The sequence below is a fragment of the Alphaproteobacteria bacterium SS10 genome (assembly GCA_019192455.1).
Taxonomy (GTDB): Bacteria; Pseudomonadota; Alphaproteobacteria; order TMED2; family TMED2; genus TMED2.
Window position 1 is genome coordinate 1,133,131 of sequence record JAHCML010000003.1, and the last position, 16,905, is coordinate 1,150,035.

16 protein-coding genes are annotated in these 16,905 nt (G+C 58.3%); 15 read left to right on the forward strand and 1 reads right to left on the reverse strand.

The window, feature by feature from the left end:
- Window positions 1–5: 5 nt before the first annotated feature.
- From KI792_05630 to KI792_05690, 13 genes are all read left to right on the forward strand, one after another.
- Window positions 6–1,760, forward strand: a complete 1,755-nt coding sequence (locus KI792_05630) for an arginine--tRNA ligase (protein MBV6632499.1) — start codon at window positions 6–8, stop codon at window positions 1,758–1,760.
- Window positions 1,760–3,415, forward strand: a complete 1,656-nt coding sequence (locus tag KI792_05635) for an SPOR domain-containing protein (GenBank protein ID MBV6632500.1) — start codon at window positions 1,760–1,762, stop codon at window positions 3,413–3,415. The genes KI792_05630 and KI792_05635 overlap by 1 nt, the downstream gene beginning before the upstream one ends.
- A gap of 31 nt (window positions 3,416–3,446) precedes the next feature.
- Window positions 3,447–4,538: a glycoside hydrolase family 3 protein gene (locus KI792_05640; GenBank protein MBV6632501.1), complete on the forward strand. Its 1,092-nt coding sequence runs from the start codon at window positions 3,447–3,449 to the stop codon at window positions 4,536–4,538.
- Window positions 4,539–4,607: 69 nt separating this feature from the next.
- On the forward strand, window positions 4,608–5,456 hold the full coding sequence (locus KI792_05645) for a segregation/condensation protein A (GenBank protein MBV6632502.1): 849 nt from the start codon (window positions 4,608–4,610) through the stop codon (window positions 5,454–5,456).
- A gap of 92 nt (window positions 5,457–5,548) precedes the next feature.
- Window positions 5,549–6,358 carry an SMC-Scp complex subunit ScpB gene (locus KI792_05650; GenBank protein MBV6632503.1) on the forward strand — a complete coding sequence of 270 codons (810 nt, stop codon included), beginning with the start codon at window positions 5,549–5,551 and terminating at the stop codon, window positions 6,356–6,358.
- A gap of 147 nt (window positions 6,359–6,505) precedes the next feature.
- Window positions 6,506–7,708 carry an ABC transporter ATP-binding protein gene (locus tag KI792_05655; protein MBV6632504.1) on the forward strand — a complete coding sequence of 401 codons (1,203 nt, stop codon included), beginning with the start codon at window positions 6,506–6,508 and terminating at the stop codon, window positions 7,706–7,708.
- Window positions 7,709–7,939: 231 nt separating this feature from the next.
- Window positions 7,940–8,191: a twin-arginine translocase TatA/TatE family subunit gene (locus KI792_05660; protein MBV6632505.1), complete on the forward strand. Its 252-nt coding sequence runs from the start codon at window positions 7,940–7,942 to the stop codon at window positions 8,189–8,191.
- Between the two features lie 38 nt (window positions 8,192–8,229).
- Window positions 8,230–8,709, forward strand: coding sequence for a Sec-independent protein translocase protein TatB (gene tatB, locus KI792_05665; protein MBV6632506.1), 480 nt, complete (start codon window positions 8,230–8,232; stop codon window positions 8,707–8,709).
- A 101-nt stretch (window positions 8,710–8,810) separates the two neighbouring features.
- Entirely contained in the window at window positions 8,811–9,602 is a 792-nt protein-coding gene (gene tatC, locus KI792_05670) for a twin-arginine translocase subunit TatC (protein MBV6632507.1), read from the forward strand.
- Window positions 9,603–9,688: 86 nt separating this feature from the next.
- Window positions 9,689–10,972, forward strand: coding sequence for a serine--tRNA ligase (gene serS / locus KI792_05675; GenBank protein ID MBV6632508.1), 1,284 nt, complete (start codon window positions 9,689–9,691; stop codon window positions 10,970–10,972).
- Window positions 10,973–10,996: 24 nt separating this feature from the next.
- Complete coding sequence (surE, locus tag KI792_05680) at window positions 10,997–11,812, forward strand: 5'/3'-nucleotidase SurE (GenBank protein ID MBV6632509.1); 816 nt, start codon at window positions 10,997–10,999, stop codon at window positions 11,810–11,812.
- A gap of 22 nt (window positions 11,813–11,834) precedes the next feature.
- Window positions 11,835–12,506 carry a protein-L-isoaspartate(D-aspartate) O-methyltransferase gene (locus KI792_05685; GenBank protein ID MBV6632510.1) on the forward strand — a complete coding sequence of 224 codons (672 nt, stop codon included), beginning with the start codon at window positions 11,835–11,837 and terminating at the stop codon, window positions 12,504–12,506.
- The gene (locus KI792_05690; GenBank protein ID MBV6632511.1) at window positions 12,497–13,747 is read left to right on the forward strand and encodes a LysM peptidoglycan-binding domain-containing M23 family metallopeptidase; all 1,251 of its coding nucleotides are present in this window, start codon (window positions 12,497–12,499) and stop codon (window positions 13,745–13,747) included. The genes KI792_05685 and KI792_05690 overlap by 10 nt, the downstream gene beginning before the upstream one ends.
- Here KI792_05690 and KI792_05695 read toward each other — a convergent pair whose 3' ends face one another.
- Window positions 13,748–14,647 (reverse strand): ATP-binding protein, encoded by a 900-nt coding sequence (locus KI792_05695; protein MBV6632512.1) that lies wholly within the window; start codon window positions 14,645–14,647, stop codon window positions 13,748–13,750.
- Window positions 14,648–14,857: 210 nt separating this feature from the next.
- Here KI792_05695 and yajC point away from each other — a divergent pair, with 210 nt between their 5' ends.
- The gene (gene yajC, locus KI792_05700; protein MBV6632513.1) at window positions 14,858–15,241 is read left to right on the forward strand and encodes a preprotein translocase subunit YajC; all 384 of its coding nucleotides are present in this window, start codon (window positions 14,858–14,860) and stop codon (window positions 15,239–15,241) included.
- Window positions 15,242–15,298: 57 nt separating this feature from the next.
- Window positions 15,299–16,879 (forward strand): protein translocase subunit SecD, encoded by a 1,581-nt coding sequence (secD, locus tag KI792_05705; GenBank protein ID MBV6632514.1) that lies wholly within the window; start codon window positions 15,299–15,301, stop codon window positions 16,877–16,879.
- Window positions 16,880–16,905 lie beyond the last annotated feature (26 nt).

The window sequence follows — 16,905 nt, forward strand, 5'->3', positions numbered from 1 at the left end:
CTGTTATGACGAATATTTTTCGCGATATTGAGGCGCAACTCAAAGGCGTTCTGGAAACCCTATCCAGTGAGGGGGTGCTGCCCGAGGGGTTGGAACTTGGCCGCCTAACCGTTGAGCCACCACGGGACCCAACCCATGGTGATGTTTCCACCAATGCTGCCATGGTTCTGGCCAAACAGGCCAAACGCAACCCACGCGATATCGCCGGCGTCATCGCTGAACGGATGAGTGATCAGGCGAGCGTTGAGGGGGCAGAGCTTGCGGGCCCCGGGTTCGTCAATTTGCGGTTAAGCCCAACTATCTGGGCCGATCAGTTGCGCGCCGTCCTGACCCAAGGTGAGGGTTTTGGCGATAGCGACCTGCTGAACGGCCAGCGGATTAATGTTGAGTATGTGTCAGCGAACCCAACCGGCCCACTGCATGCAGCCCATGCCCGTGGTGCGGTTGTTGGTGATGCCCTGGCAAAACTGCTGGCAAAGGCTGGCGCCGAGGTTACGCGCGAGTACTACATCAATGATGCTGGCAAGCAGGTTGAGATCCTTGGTCGCTCAACCTTCCTCCGCTACCGCGAGGCCTGTGGTGAGGTGATCGATGAAATCCCGTCAGGCATGTATCCCGGCGAGTATCTGAAGGAAGTTGGCGCCGCACTGGTTGAGCGCGACGGCAAAAAGTGGCTTGAGGCTGACGAGGCCGAGTGGCTGCCCGCGATGCGCGATTTCGCCATCGACATGCTGATGGCTGAGATCAAGCGGGATCTGGAGGTTCTAGGCGTTGATCAATCAGTCTTCAGCTCTGAGCGCGCGCTGGTTCAAGACGGCGCGGTAGAACGAGCGTTCGACGCGTTGACCGACGCCGGACATATCTATGAAGGCGTGCTCGAGCCGCCGAAGGGCAAGAAGCCCGATGATTGGGAGCCACGGCCACAGACCTTGTTCCGGGCCACGGCCTTTGGCGACGATGTTGACCGGCCTTTGAAGAAGTCTGACGGCAGCTGGACCTATTTCGCCGCTGACATTGCCTATCACTATGACAAGTACCGGCGTGGTTGCGATCAGCAGATTGATGTCTGGGGCGCTGACCACGGTGGCTACGTCAAGCGGATGCAGGCGGCGATTAAGGCTATCACCGATGATGCGGTGACCTTTGACGTTATCCTCTGCCAGATCGTGCATATGTTTGATAACGGCCAACCGGTTCGGATGTCGAAGCGGGCAGGAACGTTCGTTACCCTTGCGGACCTTCTGGAGATTCTAGGCCCCGATGTGGTCCGCTTCGCCATGTTGACCCGCCGCCACGATCAGCAGCTCGACTTCGACTATGCGAAGGTCCAAGAGCAGTCACGGGACAACCCGGTCTTCTATGTTCACTACGCCCATGCGCGTTGTCATTCGGTGCTTCGAATGGGGGCAGAAACCTTCGATGCGGCGGAGATCACACCCGAATCGTTGGCCAAAATCGATTTGTCCGGTCTCAACAGTGATGCCGAAATCGCGGTTTTGAAGCATTTGGCAGCATGGCCACGTATGGTTGAGCAGGCAGCCGTGGCGCGGGAGCCGCATCGCGTTGCCTTCTACCTCTATGATTTGGCTGCGGCATTCCACAGCTTGTGGACGGCGGGCAAAGACGATGCCACCCTACGCTTTCTAGTAGAGGACAACCCCGATTTGTCGCGCGCTCGCTTGGCCCTCGTGTCCGGTGTCGCTGCGGTCATCCGCTCCGGTTTNGCGGTGATGGGGGTCAATCCGGTAGAGGAAATGTAATGGCTCAATACATCTCGGATCGCGATCTGGCCGCGCTTGCCCAACTTGACGGGCAGGATGATGGCGATGGCGGCTCGTTTGATGATGGGTCAGGTGGTGAGGGGCCAATCCTATCGCCACGCGTGGTGTTTGGTGTTGCGGCCGCGACCCTGGCCGTCTGTGCGGTTGTTTGGTTCAGCTATGGCCGCGGTGGTGGCAGCGACGTGCCACTCATCACCGCAGACACCACACCAGTTAAGATCCGCCCGGCATCGCCTGGTGGTTTGGAAATACCATTTCAGGATATGGCGCTTTATGACCGGTTGAGTGGCCAACCACAGCCGGTTAATCCAACCTTGATGCCAGCCGCGGAAGCGCCGCAGACCGCTTTGACCCAGCCGGTTGAGCCTGTCGAGCCTATTGCCACTGCACAGCCCACACAGGCACCAGCAGCGACAGTTGCCAGTGGCGGTGAGGGCGAAAGCCTGTTTGCCGCGGCGCCAACGCCAGCACCAACCCCAGAACCCGTGTCACCAGCTCCCGAAACCCAGCCGGTTGAATTGGCGCCGGCACCACAGCCGGCAGTGCTGGCAGAAGCTACCCAGGTGACCGCTGTTCAGGCAACTTTACCAGCGCCCACACCAGATGCCGTTACCGTATCTGCCGGGGACCCTCGATATGTGCCGGTACCCGTGCGTCATCCACAGCGGGCATCAGCCAGTGCTAGCCCACAGCAGATCGCAAACTCCTTTATTGCTGCCCCCCAGGTTGCGACACCCGGCGAGCCGCGTCGGATCCGCCGTGGAACAATCGCCACGCCAGAGATCCCCTTGGCCACTGTTCAACAGGGCTTACAGCTTGGTGGCGCCTTGGGTGACAGCGACGATCAGGGCAATCTGGTCTATCGCAACAGCGTTTCCCAAAACAGCGTAGCGCCGCAAACTGTTGTGAACGCGCCCGAGGGCGAGGTTGAGATCGTCTTGCAGACCGAGAGCAATGCCGGTCAGGCGCCAGCGGTTACCGTCAACCCGGCGCAAGTGGATCGGCAGGCCGACGGTACAATCGAGATACGCTCACCCGACCGCGATATTGTCACCATCCGTTCCGCCCCAGATGTGGCTGAGCAGGCCGCCGAGGCACCACCAACCCCGGGCCTGATTCCACGGCCGCCCCAGGGCGCCGTTGGGCCAAGTCAGGTTGCTAGCCTGCCACGTGAAACGACCGCGACGACAAGCACTGATCTCGCCAATATCAATACGTTGCCGCCAGCCGCACGGGCGCCTGCACCGGTGTCTCGGGGGATTACCCGGGGCTCTGTGGTAAACCAGCGCGCCTCTGCGCCTGGGCCAGCACAACCACCGGTAACCGAACCGGCACCCACAACAACGGCAGCAGCCGCCACGGCGGCACCGCCAGCACCGCCAACCGGTGAGGGATGGCGGGTTCAACTTGCCTCCGTCGGCAGTCAGGATGCCGCCATTCGGGAATGGCGCCGCTACCAACGCGCCCACACCGACCTGCTCGGCAACCTCGATCTGAAGGTTCAGCGTGCTGATCTCGGCGACCGTGGTGTCTTCTACCGGGTGCAAGCCGGGGTCTTGGATCGCGGTGGTGCGAGCGCCCTGTGTGAGACGTTGAAGTCTCGCGGCACCGACTGCCTCATCAAGCGTGACTGACGAGGCGTCGATGGCGAGCCAAGAGGCAGAAATGACGACGCGCCCATGCGCGATGATTATCGGTGTGGCTGGTCATCAGCTCACCGATGAAGAACATGGGATTATTGAGCAAACACAACCGTTTGGCTTCATACTCTTCAAGCGAAATTGCCAGTTACCAAGACAGGTTCGTGACCTGTGCAATGCGCTAAAGGCGTCAGTTAAGCATGACCCGCCGATCCTGATTGATCAGGAAGGTGGGCGTGTTAATCGCCTTGCCTCTCCGCCCTGGCCAAAGTTTCCAGCCCCCGGTTCGCTCGGCGTGATCGCAGATGCCGGGATTGGAACACCTGAGGAGGCCGCCTATTGGCATGCAAGGCTGACAGGCGAGGTGCTACGCAATCTGAATGTAACGGTGAACTGTGCGCCGGTTCTGGATGTACCTGCACCGGATAGTGATCCAGTCGTCCTTGGTGACCGCTGCTATAGCGATGAACCGGAAGCGGTTAGCGGTGTTGGATTGCACGCTGTCCGCGGGTTCCGTGAGGCTGGCATTGTACCCGTGATCAAGCATTTGCCGGGTCATGGACGCGCAACGGTTGATAGCCACCATGCGTTGCCCGTGATCTCGGCGAGCCTGGATGAGCTGGAGGCAACGGATTTCAAGCCGTTCAATTCGGCCAGCCTGTTCTATCGCGAGCAGATCCTTGGCATGACCGGGCACCTGCTGTTGCCAGAGGTTGACGAGCTTCCGGTGTCGATTTCGACCAAGCTGATCAATGAAGTGATTCGAGAAAAAATCGGGTTTAAGGGCCATTTGATGGCCGATGACTTGAGCATGGGTGCGCTTACCAGCTTTTCTAACGGCAGCATTCCAGGGCTTGGTTCTGCCGCGATTGAGGCAGGGTGTGACAGCGTTCTCTTTTGTGCGCCAAAGCTTGAAATGTGGACGCAACTTGCTGATCGCGTTGGGGAAATTTCTAAGCGTGGTTGGGACAGCTGGCAGGTCGCGGCCCGTACGGCGGCGGCGGCCATTACCCCAATGGACGCCGAGACCTTCATGTCCCACCATCGCCGTTGGTTGACCCCCGCAACGCTGGCCTTGTCTAATCAACCATCCGGCGCTGATCCGACATCTTATTGATCACCCCATTTAGCTTGAGGAATGATCTGAAGGGCGGCGCCAGTCACTGCAAGGCCAGACTGACCGCCCATGAGCGCCACCTTCGAGGCTGACATTCCAACCGAAACACCGGCCAATGATGGTCCTGGTGGTGCCGCCCCTCGGGGCGAGCAACTGGTGCTCGACCTCGATGGGTTCGAAGGTCCCATCGATCTGATGCTGACCCTGGCGCGTGATCGGAAGCTCGATATCGCGCGGATGTCGATGGTCGCCCTGGCTGACCAGTACCTAAACTTTATTCAAGAAGCCCAAGCCCTACGGCTCGAACTGGCTGCTGACTATCTCGTCATGGCGGCCTGGCTGACCTACCTGAAATCCCGGTTGTTATTGCCACCTGAGGAAGAGGAGGGTGGTGAGGAACCAACGGGTGAGGAACTGGCCGCGGCCCTGGCATTCCAGCTGAAGCGTTTGGAAGCCATGCAGAAGGCGGCCCAAGCCCTTAATGAGCGGCCACGCCTTGGTTATGGCCGTATGGCACGCGGCGCACCCGAGGGGCTGAACATCGTCACCACGGCGAGTTACGACCTCAGCTTGCACGAGTTACTGACAGCCTATGGCGGTATCCAGCGCCGCCAACAGCATCAGGTCTATAAGCCAAAGATGGCCAAGCTTTACTCGGTTGAGGAAGCCCTTAGCCGGTTGAAGCAATCCCTGGGGGCAGCGCCTGGTTGGGTAACGCTGCAAAGCCTATTGCCGAGCTTGGGGGCGGAAACCAATACCGGTGGGTTAAGCCGTCGATCCGCCATTGCCTCGACATTCCTGGCGTCATTGGAGTTGGCCAAGCACGGCAATGTCGAAATTCGGCAAGAGGCACCATTTGCCCCGGTCCATTTGCGCTGGACCAATGAACAGGCGGCAGAAACCGCATCTCAAGAATAAGAGCGATAGCGATGAGTGATGTAGCCGAACCCGTTGAAGAAGAAGCGGTCGATGCAGAGCTGGAGCCAGAGGCTAACAGCGATGCCGGTGATATGGGCGGGCCCGAAGAAATTGCCGCCAAGCTAGATCAGGCAGAGCAACGCCGTCTGGTTGAGGCGCTGCTGTTTGCAGCCGATGAACCGCTCTCGATGACTGTTTTGCGCGAGCGGCTGCCTGAAGGCGCTGACCTCGGGGCCATTCTTGAGGATTTGCAGACGCTTTATAACGGGCGGGGTATCTCGCTTGAACGTCGTGGTGATGCCTGGACCTTCCGGACAGCGGCCGATTTGGCACCGGCGCTGACCCAACATGTTGAGCAGCCAAAGAAGCTGACCCGCGCGGCGATCGAGACGCTAGCGATCATCGCCTACCATCAGCCCGTAACGCGCGGCGAGATTGAGACCATTCGCGGCGTGGCCGTATCACGTGGTGCCTTGGATACCTTGCTAGAGCAGGGATGGATTAAACCGGGGCGTCGCCGTGAAACGCCGGGTCGCCCGGTGACCTGGGTGTCTACCCCAGCGTTTCTCGATCATTTTGATCTCGCCAATATCAATGACCTTCCTGGCCTCGATGAGCTGAAGGCAGCTGGCCTCCTCGATGCAAGGCCTGCCGTGGCAGCTTTGGCTGACCAGTTGGGCGAGGGCGGTCTGTTGGCGGCGATGTCCGGTGATGATGAGGACGACGAGGATGATGAGGACGATGAGACCTCAGAAGACGAGTTAGCCGCTCTCGAAGACGCGCTAGAGGACGACTTTGAGGCGGGAGACCTCGATGAAGACCTCGGCGAAGAGCTGGATGAAGATGCCGAGTTAGAGGGCGATATCGATCCCGATGATGAGGATCTCAAGGCCTCCGCTTGAGCCATATATGGTGCGGTGCGGCTATTCAGTTATTGATTAGCATTCGCAACCAGACCACTATGGGTGACTGCATACTGACAGGTGGGCTCCCGCAGGAAGCGGAAACACCAAGTCAGCGGGCCTTTAGAGCGGTTCTACCCGACCCATATGACCACACTCGTTCAGTCAAATTCTGTACGGCAAGACGTTGAGGGCACGAAGCCTTTGCATCTTGATGGGTTGGCGTATGCCTATGATGGCCGTCACAACGTGGTGCGTGGCATCGACCTGACCATCAATGATGGGGAGGTGTTGAGCCTGGTCGGCCCGTCGGGTTGCGGTAAAACAACTTTGCTCCGCCTTTTGGCCGGTCTTCTGCGCCCCTCTGAGGGCTCTTTGCTACTCGGACAGCAGGCGTTGGTTGATGGCTCAACCTTCCTGCCGGCGGAACGGCGCAGTGTTGGCCTGGTTTTCCAGGATTACGCACTGTTTCCGCATCTGAGTGTGCTTCGCAATGTGATGTTCGGCCTGCACCGCCTCCCGCGCAGTCAGCGGAAAGAGAAGGCGCGGATCTATCTCGATCTGGTTGGCCTCGGTGATATGGCTGCTCGCTACCCGCATGAGTTATCGGGTGGACAGCAGCAGCGGATCGCCTTGGCGCGGGCACTGGCACCAGAGCCGCAATACCTGCTGTTGGATGAGCCGTTTTCCAGCTTGGATGCGCAAACCCGGGTCAGCCTTCGCCAGGAAGTGCTCTCGATCATTCGGCGCACTGGTACGACCGCCGTCCTCGTCACCCATGATCCGCAGGAAGCTTTAGCCAGCGGTGACCGCGTTGCCGTGATGGATCAGGGAAAACTGGTTCAGGTGGCACCGCCGCAAACCATCTATCGTCGCCCGGCAAATGCCTTTGTTGCCCGGCTGTTCGGCAGTGTGAACACCGTCCCGGTTACCGTCTCCAATGGTAGCGCCAGCCTTCCATGGGGGCATGAACTTAAGACGACCGCCGACGCGCCCAATGGGGCCGCAACGGCGCTTATTCGGCCAGATCAGGTGCATCTGACATCACCGGGCCAAGCACCGGTCGGGTCGAGCGTTTTCGATGGCCACATTCAATCAGTGCAGCCCATGGGCACCCATTTCGTCATTAGCGTTGCGATTGGCCCTAAAGCCGGTAGCGGAGATAGGGATCCCATTACGGTGACCGCCGCCGCTAATCCGCAGTTCCCATTGGAGCTTGGCGCCCCGATCAGTGTTGGTATTGAAGCGGAAGCTGTTTGGGTTGTTCGGGCGGAAAGTGCCGGGGATGTGGGCATGGTTGATGCTGAGCCAGCAATCACACCCGAAGCACCGCTGTCTAAAGCGGTCTAACCATCTAGAAATGAAGCGTTTTGGCTAAAGCACGTTGTGCCCATAAGCCATTGTCTGCCATAGTCCCGGTCGCGAGTACTGATAACGTCGACGGCCTAAAATCTCGACATAACGGCAGTGCTGGCCCAAATAGAGAACATGAGACGCTAACCAATAACCCGGGCCTGGCTTTTGGGATCAGGTTTTCCAGCGGATATTGGGCGCAACAGAGACAAAGAAGAGCGATTTTAAATGGGTACCTTTAGCATTTGGCACTGGGTGATCGTGCTGGCCGTGGTTCTGCTGCTGTTTGGTGGTGGTGGTAAAATTCCACGGGTTATGGGTGATCTCGCCAAGGGCATTCGTTCGTTCAAATCCGGCCTGAAGGAAGAGGACGAGAAACAGCCCGAGCCGAAGACCATTGATGGTACGGCAGAGCCGGTGGCCGCTGAGAAGCCTGCCGAGCAGGCCGCGCCGAAGCGCGAGAACGAGACCGTTAGCTAAGCGCGCTTGGCGCTACGCTGGGAACAAGGTTCTAGCCCGTGTTTGATCTCGGATGGTCCGAGCTTTTTATCGTTGGGCTGGCCACGTTAATCGTGGTCGGGCCTAAAGAGCTGCCCAAAGTCCTCCGCATGATCAGCAAGACCCTCGCCAAGATGCGGGGCATGGCGCGAGAGTTTCAATCCAGCCTTGATGACATGGTTCGCGATACCGAGTTGGCCGAAATTAAGAAGGAATTCAACACGGTAAAGGATGATCTTGATGTTAATGCACGGATGAATGAGATGATGAGCCCCGATCCAGATAAGGATTACTGGGCACTGGAAGACTCTGATCCTGCAAAGGCCGCCGATGACCGAAAAGCAGCTGCTGAAGCGGCCAATAAAGCCGCCAGCGAGTATCAGCCACCAGCGCCTGAAACATCGCCTGAGACCTCGTCAGAACCAACCAGCGATACTGGACCTCAACAAGCTGAGGCAAGCTCGGTCGAGCCGACCACAGACACCGCCAAGGCCGGCTGATCGCCCCGTTTGATTGCACTGATTGATCCATGAACAGCCAAGCCTCCATCACTGATCAGGATGAGAACAGCATCGGGCCGGCCGATTTGCATGCTGACACCATGTCAGGTGTGGACGGCGAGGATCGAGAGACAGAGCTGGGCGATAAGATGTCCTTACTCGATCACCTGACCGAGTTACGGCAGCGCTTGCTCTATTCCGTGATTGCCTTGGTCGTTTGCTTCTTCGGCTGCTTCTTTTTCGCCAGTGAAATCTTCAATTTCTTGGTCGCACCCTTGGCCGATATCTGGGCCGATCAGCCCAATCGTCGCCTGATTTTCACCGCGCTGCATGAGAAGTTCTTCACCGAGATCAAGGTGGCATTCTTCGCCGCTGCTTGTGTTGCCTTCCCCGTGATTGCCAGCCAGATCTGGATGTTCATCGCGCCCGGTCTCTACAAGAACGAGAAGGCCGCTTTTCTGCCGTTTCTGCTGGCGACGCCTGTGTTGTTCACCGCTGGGGCCGCCAGTGTCTATTACGGGGTAATGCCGGTCGCATGGCAGTTCTTTGCCGGGTTTGAGCAGCTGGGCACCGATGGTCAGTTGGCCATCGAGCTTGAGCCCAAGGTGAATGAGTACCTCTCCCTAGTGATGCAATTAATCTTCGCTTTCGGCCTCGCGTTTCAGCTGCCGGTATTGCTGACTTTGCTCGCCCGGGTTGGGATTATTGACTGTGCCTGGTTGAAGAGCAAACGCCGCTATGCCATTGTTTTTGCTTTCATTGCGGCGGCCGTTCTGACCCCGCCAGACCCGTTGAGCCAGGTCGGCTTGGCCGTTCCAATTATCCTCTTGTACGAGGTGTCGATCTGGATCGCCGCGATGTTTGAACGCAATCAAGCCAAGGCAGCCGCTTAACCGCTGGCACAAGCTTGCCCGGGCGCCTATAACCTTGGCCGCCCAGGGTCGGAACCGCCGACCCGGAACACCACGGTATATGAACGATGTTGGACCTAAAACGCATCCGCGAGGAACCAGCGGCGGTTGATGCCGCCTTGGCCCGTCGCGGCCTTGACCCCATTAGCGCTAAGATTTTGGAACTGGATGCTGAGCGCCGCTCTCTTCAGACCGAGCTGCAGGAATCCCAGCAGAAGCGTAATGAGGCGTCTAAGGCGATTGGCGAGGCCAAACGTCGTGGTGAGGATGCGGCTGACGAGATGGCCGCTGTCGCCGCGCTGAAGGATGATATGGCCCGGCTGACCGATGAAGAGGCTGCCACTGGCGCCCGTCTCGACATCATCCTGCAAGAACTCCCAAACCTCCCGGCCGATGACGTGCCAAGCGGCGCGGATGAAAGTGAGAATGCCGAGATTGCCCGTGTGGGTGAGCCTCGCCGTGAAAACTCATTGAAGGATCACGTGGATTTGGGTGAGGGGCTTGGCCAGATTGATTTTGGCGCTGCCGCAGCACTCTCAGGCTCCCGCTTTGTCCTCCTGCGCGGTCAGATTGCCCGGCTTGAGCGTGCCTTAGGCCAGTTCATGCTGGATCTACACAGCATGGAGCATGGGTATCAGGAAACCGCACCGCCATATCTGGTCCGCTCTGAGGCCGTGTTTGGTACGGGGCAGCTCCCGAAATTTGCGGAAGATCTGTTTAAGACCAACACCGATCATTGGCTGATCCCGACAGCGGAAGTGCCATTGACCAATTTGGTTGCCGACAAGATCATTGATGAGGCTGACCTGCCATTGCGGTTCACGGCTTTGACCCCATGCTTCCGCTCAGAGGCTGGCGCAGCAGGCCGCGATACGCGCGGTATGATCCGCCAACACCAGTTCACCAAGGTTGAGCTGGTCAGTATCACAACGCCAGATCAAAGCGAGGCCGAGCATGAGCGGATGCGTGGCTGCGCCGAGGCAGTGTTACAGAAGCTTGAGCTTCCCTATCGGGTTGTGACGCTTTGTACCGGTGATCTGGGCTTTGCGGCCCGTAAAACCTACGATCTAGAGGTCTGGCTGCCTGGTCAGAACGCCTATCGTGAGATTTCCAGCTGCTCAAACTGCGGTGACTTTCAAGCCCTGCGGATGAAGGCACGGTTCCGGCCTGAGGAAGGCAAGGGGACCCGTCATGTACATACCTTGAACGGGTCTGGTGTCGCGGTTGGCCGTGCCCTGATCGGCGTGATGGAAAACCATCAGCAGGCCGATGGATCGATCAATGTGCCGGAAGCCTTGCGTCCTTACATGGGCGGGCTTGAGGTTATTGAGCCATTAGGCAAGTCGGACTAGCCACTGAAGTAAAAGGGTTTATTGATGTCATACGCCGATCCCAACCGTCGCATTCTGATTACCAATGATGACGGGATCGAGGCGGCCGGTCTTGCATGCCTGGCGCGTATCGCGGGCCAGCTGGCCAATGATGTTTGGACCTTTGCGCCAGCAAGCGAAGCCTCCGGTGTTGGTCATGCCATGACCCTCCATCGCCCTCTGCGCATTCGTGAGATGGGGGAGAAGGTCTATACCGTCGATGGCACCCCCACGGATTGTGTCCTTTTGGCGATCAATGACCTGCTGCCAGAGCGGAAACCCGATCTGGTGTTGAGCGGCGTTAATCACGGCGCCAACATTGGCGACGATGTGACGTATTCGGGGACAATTGGGGCGGCGATGGAAGCCACATTGCTGGGCATACCGGCGGTTGCGCTAAGCCTGGTCTATGATCGTGAGGCTGGTGAGGTGCCGAATTGGCAAACGGCTGAGGTCTATGGCCCGGCCGTGATTGCCAAGCTGCTATCTCGCGACTGGCCTCGTGACACCCTGATTAATGTCAATTTCCCAGCCTGTGAGCCGCATGAGGTTCGGGGCGTTAAGGCGCTGCGCCACGGTACGCGGAAGATTGGTGATGAGATCATTCATCATAAGGATCCCCGCGGCCGGTCTTATACCTGGATCGGTCCGGCCCGAAGCCATGCAGAAGAGCCTGCCCGGGATACCGACGTGTCAGCCATTGCCGACAACTTTGTCACGGTCACACCAATCCATCTGGACCTAACCAACTATCAGGCCTTGTCTGAGATGCAGGGTTGGTTCGATGATGGGGATATCGCCCACGCGCAGGTGGCTGAGTAGGGAAGGCAGGTTTCGGCGGTAAATGATTGAGGAAGCACGTAAAATACGCTTGATCATGGGGTTGCGCCGGGCTGGTGTTACCGATACCGGTGTGCTGTCAGCCTTGGAGCGCGTGCCACGTGAGGTCTTCTTACCGCCCTTGTTCTTGGATCAGGCCTATGACGATGTGGCGTTACCAATTGGCCTAGGCCAGACGATCAGCCAGCCAAGTGTGGTGGGGTATATGACCCAGCAGCTTGAGCTGAATGATCGGCATAAGGTTTTGGAGATCGGCACTGGTTCCGGCTACCAGACCGCGATTTTGGCCCGGCTTTGTCGACGCATTTACTCAATTGAGCTGCATCGCGAGCTTTTAGCAGAGGCTGAGAGCCGGTTTGACGAGCTTCGGCTCTACAACATCACCACGCAATGCGGTAATGGCGGCCTGGGCTGGCCAGAGCAGGCGCCGTTTGACCGGATTATCATGACCTGTGCGGCAGCATCTGACCCACCGCGTGAGTTGCTGGACCAGCTTGCCGTTGGTGGCATTCTTATTCTGCCACTTACCGACCCGGATGGTAGCCAGTTCCTATACAAGCTGCGCCGAACCGAGACCGATTATGAGGGTGAGCAGCTGTGGCCCGTACGTTTTGTGCCGCTGCTCCCGCTGCCAACCAATCACAGTGACGCCCAGGTGCATCGTCAATGGGCATAAAACTGCGTCACTCAATGGTGCTGACGGTTGCCCTGTTAGCACTTGCTGGCTGTACTGAACGTGCCGAGGCACCGGCACCGGTTTCACGCGCTGGTTTGACCGAAAACCCGGGGGCAGGGGTGGTCAATATTGGTCCCACGGATACCGTGTATCGGATTTCCCAGCGCTATCGTCTTCCCATGGCAGATATTATTACATTCAACAACTTACAGCCTCCCTTTGAGTTGCCAGTTGGCTCACGATTAAGGCTTCCACCGCCGCGTGATTACACGGTTCGGGGTGGTGATACCGTCTACAGTGTGGCTGGCGCCTTTGCTGTTTCAGAAAGCCAGCTAGTGGTGCTGAACGCCATGCAACCGCCTTATCAGCTTCGACCCGGTCAGCAGCTGCGATTACCGGCGGCCAATCAGTCCAACGCAATCGCTGGGGCGCCGAGCTTGGCCCCGACAGCGCCTGTTTTGGCGCCGACAACGCGCTCTGTTCAGCGTTTAGGTGAAGTGCCGCCGCCATTGCCAGGCCCTAAACCCATTGCCAATCAGGCGGCACAAACACAGCCGAGCGTTGTTGCCCAGCCGGCCCCAGCCGTTCCGGTGACGCGTCCAGCACCTGCTACACCGTCAAGAGTAGTGACGGCGCCTGCACCGCCAGCGGCGGCGCCGGTGATTGCTGCACCTGCTATACCCGTGCCAGACCCACGGCCATCTGCCGCACCAGCTGTTGTAGCGGTGACACCAGCGCCAGCCCCCGCGCCGCCGCCAGTGGTTGCCCAACCGGCGCCAGCACCACAAAGGCAGGCCGCGCCACCACCGCAACCAGCCCAGACTGCGGCACTACCGCCAAGAACGGGTAAGTTCACCTGGCCCTTAACGGGGCGCATGATCTCTGGCTTTGGGCCCAAGGGAGGCGGACGCCATAACGACGGCATCAATATCGCGGCACCGTCCGGTACTGCTGTTCGGGCGGCTGAGCGTGGAGTTGTGGCCTATGCGGGCAATGAGCTGCGTGGTTTCGGCAATCTTCTACTGATCCGCCATGCGGATGGCTGGATGACCGCTTACGCCCATCTGGACCGGCTGCTGATTGGCAGGGGTGAACGCGTGGAACAAGGCGCCACGATTGGCACCGTTGGCTCAACGGGTTCAGTCGATCGCCCACAGCTGCATTTCGAGATCCGCAGAGGCTCGCAAGCCCTAGATCCAATGATCTATTTGCCGCGCGAAATCAGCTCACTAACGCGCTGATTAATCGAGTGTTTTGCCAAGCTGTCCGGCTAAGTCCTGAATGAACTGCCAGGCAACCCGACCGGATCGGGCGCCACGGGTTACGGACCATTCCAAGGCCTGGGCGCGCAGGGCCTCTGGCGCAACCTCCAGTCCGTAATGACTGGCATAACCATTGATCATCTCAAGATAGGTGGATTGATCGCAGCTATGGAAACCAATCCACAGGCCAAACCGGTCGGACAGCGACACACTCTCCTCGACGGCTTCCCCAGGGTTGATGGCGGTCGCTGCCTCATTCTCAATCATAGAGCGGGGCATCAGATGCCGCCGGTTTGAGGTTGCGTAAAACACCGCGTTTGTCGGGCGTCCCTCAATCCCACCCTCTAGGATGGCCTTTAGGGATTTGTAGCTGCTCTCAGACTCATCAAAGGAGAGATCGTCACAGAAGACTAAGCAGCGGCGATTGCCTTGCCGCACTTGCTCAAGTAGTGCGGGAAGGGTGGCGAGATCCTCCCGGTGAATTTCTATTAAGACTAGGGTGTTATCGCCCAGCTCTGCGTTAACGCTGGCATGTGCCGCTTTAACGAGTGAGCTCTTACCCATGCCGCGGGCCCCCCAAAGAAGGGCATTGTTCGCGGGTAGGCCCTGGGCAAAGCGCCGCGTGTTATCGAGTAGGGTCTGTTGCTGGCGATCAAGCCCTTGAAGCAGGGTGATATCAATCCGGGAAACGCGCTCAACCTTCTGAAAACAATTACTCTTTGCCTGCCAGATAAAGGCGTCACCGTTTGCTGGGTCGTGGACATCCGCGCCTTGCCTGGCCTCAGGTGCCAGCCGCTCCATTGCAGCTGTGAGGCGGTCAATTGCTGATCCAATGTGGTCCAGGCGGCGTTGCAGGTCAGATGGATCGATAATGGTCATGGTTTGGTCGAGAATGTTTGGTCGAGTATGCGTCGTTGAGAGCGGTGCAGATAGTCATTGAGCGCACGATCATATCTCAATCGCTTGCGGTTCTGCACCTTCATCGCCAGATACGTTTGCATCATTGGCCCGGGTCAGTATAGTCCCGCGACGCTTTTCAAGCCGGGCGCGTCCCGGACCCACCTTACGTTTTAAGAGAGCTTGACGCCCATGTGGATTTCCACGGCTTACGCGGCTGGTGCCGGCGGTGCCCCAGGATCTGGTGACGCCTTCTTTATGCAGATGCTGTTGATCGGTGTTCTGTTCCTGATTTTCTGGCTTCTGGTGATCCGTCCAAGCCAAAAGAAAATGGCCGATCACAAGTCAATGGTTGAGGCCATTCGCCGTGGTGACAAGATCGTCACCGCGGGCGGCATCATCGGCACCGTGACCAAGGTTCTGGATGATGATGAGGTTCAGGTCGAGATTGCGGAGAATGTCCGCATCAAGGTCGTTCAAACGACCATCCAGTTGGTGTTGAGCAAGTCTGAGCCTGCTAAGGGCGAGAAGGGCAAAGACGCCAAGGAAAAGGCCGACGATAAGGCTGACAAATAACCAATCCGCCCTTGGCCCTATGGCTAAGAGCATTCGCATACCCGCCAGGGATGGCAAATGGTCCATTTCTCGAAATTCAAAATCTTCAGCATTGTCCTGCTGTGTGTTCTGAGCCTGCTTTACGCCGTGCCGAATGTGGTCGGTGATGAGGCGCTAGAGGAATGGCAAAGCTCAATGCCGAGCTGGCTTCCCGGGCAAACCGTAAACCTTGGTTTGGATCTGCAGGGCGGTTCATATCGCCTGCTTCGCGTTGAGTTTCAGGATGTGCTGCAACAACGCGTTCGGGATCTTCGGACCGAGGTCCGCAATGCGGCCCGTGGCGCCCGCATTCGTATCTCCGGTCTGGCAACCGAAGGGCTAAGCGTCGTTGTTCGCCCCCAGAGAGCGGAACAAATCGATGAGTTGGCAGTTGTGCTGGCCGATCTTAACCCAGATTTTGAGCTGATCCAGGAAGGGGCGGATGAGAACTCACCGCCCACGCGTATTCGCCTCAACTTCCGCCAGTTTGCGCAGGATGACCTGACTGCCAGTATCATGCAGCAGGCGATTGAGGTTATCCGGCGGCGGGTTGATGCCCTCGGTACCACCGAACCACTTATTCAGCAGCAGGGTGATGACCGGATCCTGGTCCAATTGCCTGGTGCCACCAGCTTCCCGCCAATCCCGCGTGGTCAGTTGAGCATCCATCTGGTCGACATCAACGCGAGCCAAACCCAGATCGCCCAAGGCAACGCGCCAGAGGGCTCACAGATCGTTCCTTACGCTGAAAGCCCGCTAGGTGCCGTTTCGATCCGCCGCGATCCGATTGTCCGTGGTGATAACCTGGTTGGTGCCAGCACGGGCGTCGGTATTGCCGGTGACCCCGTTGTAAACTTCCGCTTTGACGGTGAGGGCGCCCGTAAGTTCGGCGATGCTACCGTCGAGCATACCGGCCGCCAGATGGCGATTGTGCTTGATGGTGAGGTGCTGAGCGCGCCGGTTATTCGCGAGCCAATTCTGGGGGGCGCCGGTCAAATTTCAGGCAACTTCACGGTTCAGGATGCCAGCGACCTGGCATTGATCCTGCGCTCTGGTGCATTGCCAGCCGAGCTAACGCCACTTGAGGAACGCACGGTTGGACCGAGCCTTGGTGCTGACTCCGTCGCTGCGGGTCAAACAGCGTCACTGATCGCCATCGGCTTTGTGACCCTGTTCATGATCGCGGCTTACGGGCTGTTCGGTGGCTTTGCCATGTTTGCGTTGAGCATTAACATCGCGGCCATCTTTGCACTGTTGTCGGCGCTGGGGGCGACGCTAACCCTGCCAGGTATTGCCGGTATCGTTTTGACTATCGGTATTGCGGTCGACGCTAACGTTCTGATTTTTGAGCGTATTCGTGAGGAATTACGCAACGGTCGGACCCCAATTTCGGCGATTGATAGTGGCTATGGCCGCGCCCTGACCACGATTATCGATGCGAGTTTGACGACCTTGATCGCGGCCGCTTGCCTGTTTGCCTTTGGTGCGGGCCCAATCCGTGGTTTTGCCGTGACCTTGGCGGTTGGCATCCTGACTTCCATGTTCACCGCAATCATGGTGACCCGATTGATGGTGGTGCTTTGGCTGCGTCAGACTAAGCCGTCAACACTGCCGCTTTAACCTTAGAAGCGATTTAGATCAGAAGC

Excerpts from the sequence above, each read along its gene's own strand:
- KI792_05685 (MBV6632510.1), top strand. The coding sequence starts at position 11,835 with ATGATTGAGGAAGCACGTAAAATACGCTTGATCATGGGGTTGCGCCGG.
- yajC (MBV6632513.1), top strand. The coding sequence starts at position 14,858 with ATGTGGATTTCCACGGCTTACGCGGCTGGTGCCGGCGGTGCCCCAGGA.
- KI792_05650 (MBV6632503.1), top strand. The coding sequence starts at position 5,549 with ATGGGCGGGCCCGAAGAAATTGCCGCCAAGCTAGATCAGGCAGAGCAA.
- KI792_05640 (MBV6632501.1), top strand. The coding sequence starts at position 3,447 with ATGACGACGCGCCCATGCGCGATGATTATCGGTGTGGCTGGTCATCAG.
- KI792_05645 (MBV6632502.1), top strand. The coding sequence starts at position 4,608 with ATGAGCGCCACCTTCGAGGCTGACATTCCAACCGAAACACCGGCCAAT.
- KI792_05690 (MBV6632511.1), top strand. The coding sequence starts at position 12,497 with ATGGGCATAAAACTGCGTCACTCAATGGTGCTGACGGTTGCCCTGTTA.
- KI792_05655 (MBV6632504.1), top strand. The coding sequence starts at position 6,506 with ATGACCACACTCGTTCAGTCAAATTCTGTACGGCAAGACGTTGAGGGC.
- secD (MBV6632514.1), top strand. The coding sequence starts at position 15,299 with ATGGTCCATTTCTCGAAATTCAAAATCTTCAGCATTGTCCTGCTGTGT.
- KI792_05695 (MBV6632512.1), bottom strand. The coding sequence starts at position 14,647 with ATGACCATTATCGATCCATCTGACCTGCAACGCCGCCTGGACCACATT.
- surE (MBV6632509.1), top strand. The coding sequence starts at position 10,997 with ATGTCATACGCCGATCCCAACCGTCGCATTCTGATTACCAATGATGAC.
- tatC (MBV6632507.1), top strand. The coding sequence starts at position 8,811 with ATGTCAGGTGTGGACGGCGAGGATCGAGAGACAGAGCTGGGCGATAAG.
- KI792_05635 (MBV6632500.1), top strand. The coding sequence starts at position 1,760 with ATGGCTCAATACATCTCGGATCGCGATCTGGCCGCGCTTGCCCAACTT.
- serS (MBV6632508.1), top strand. The coding sequence starts at position 9,689 with ATGTTGGACCTAAAACGCATCCGCGAGGAACCAGCGGCGGTTGATGCC.
- KI792_05660 (MBV6632505.1), top strand. The coding sequence starts at position 7,940 with ATGGGTACCTTTAGCATTTGGCACTGGGTGATCGTGCTGGCCGTGGTT.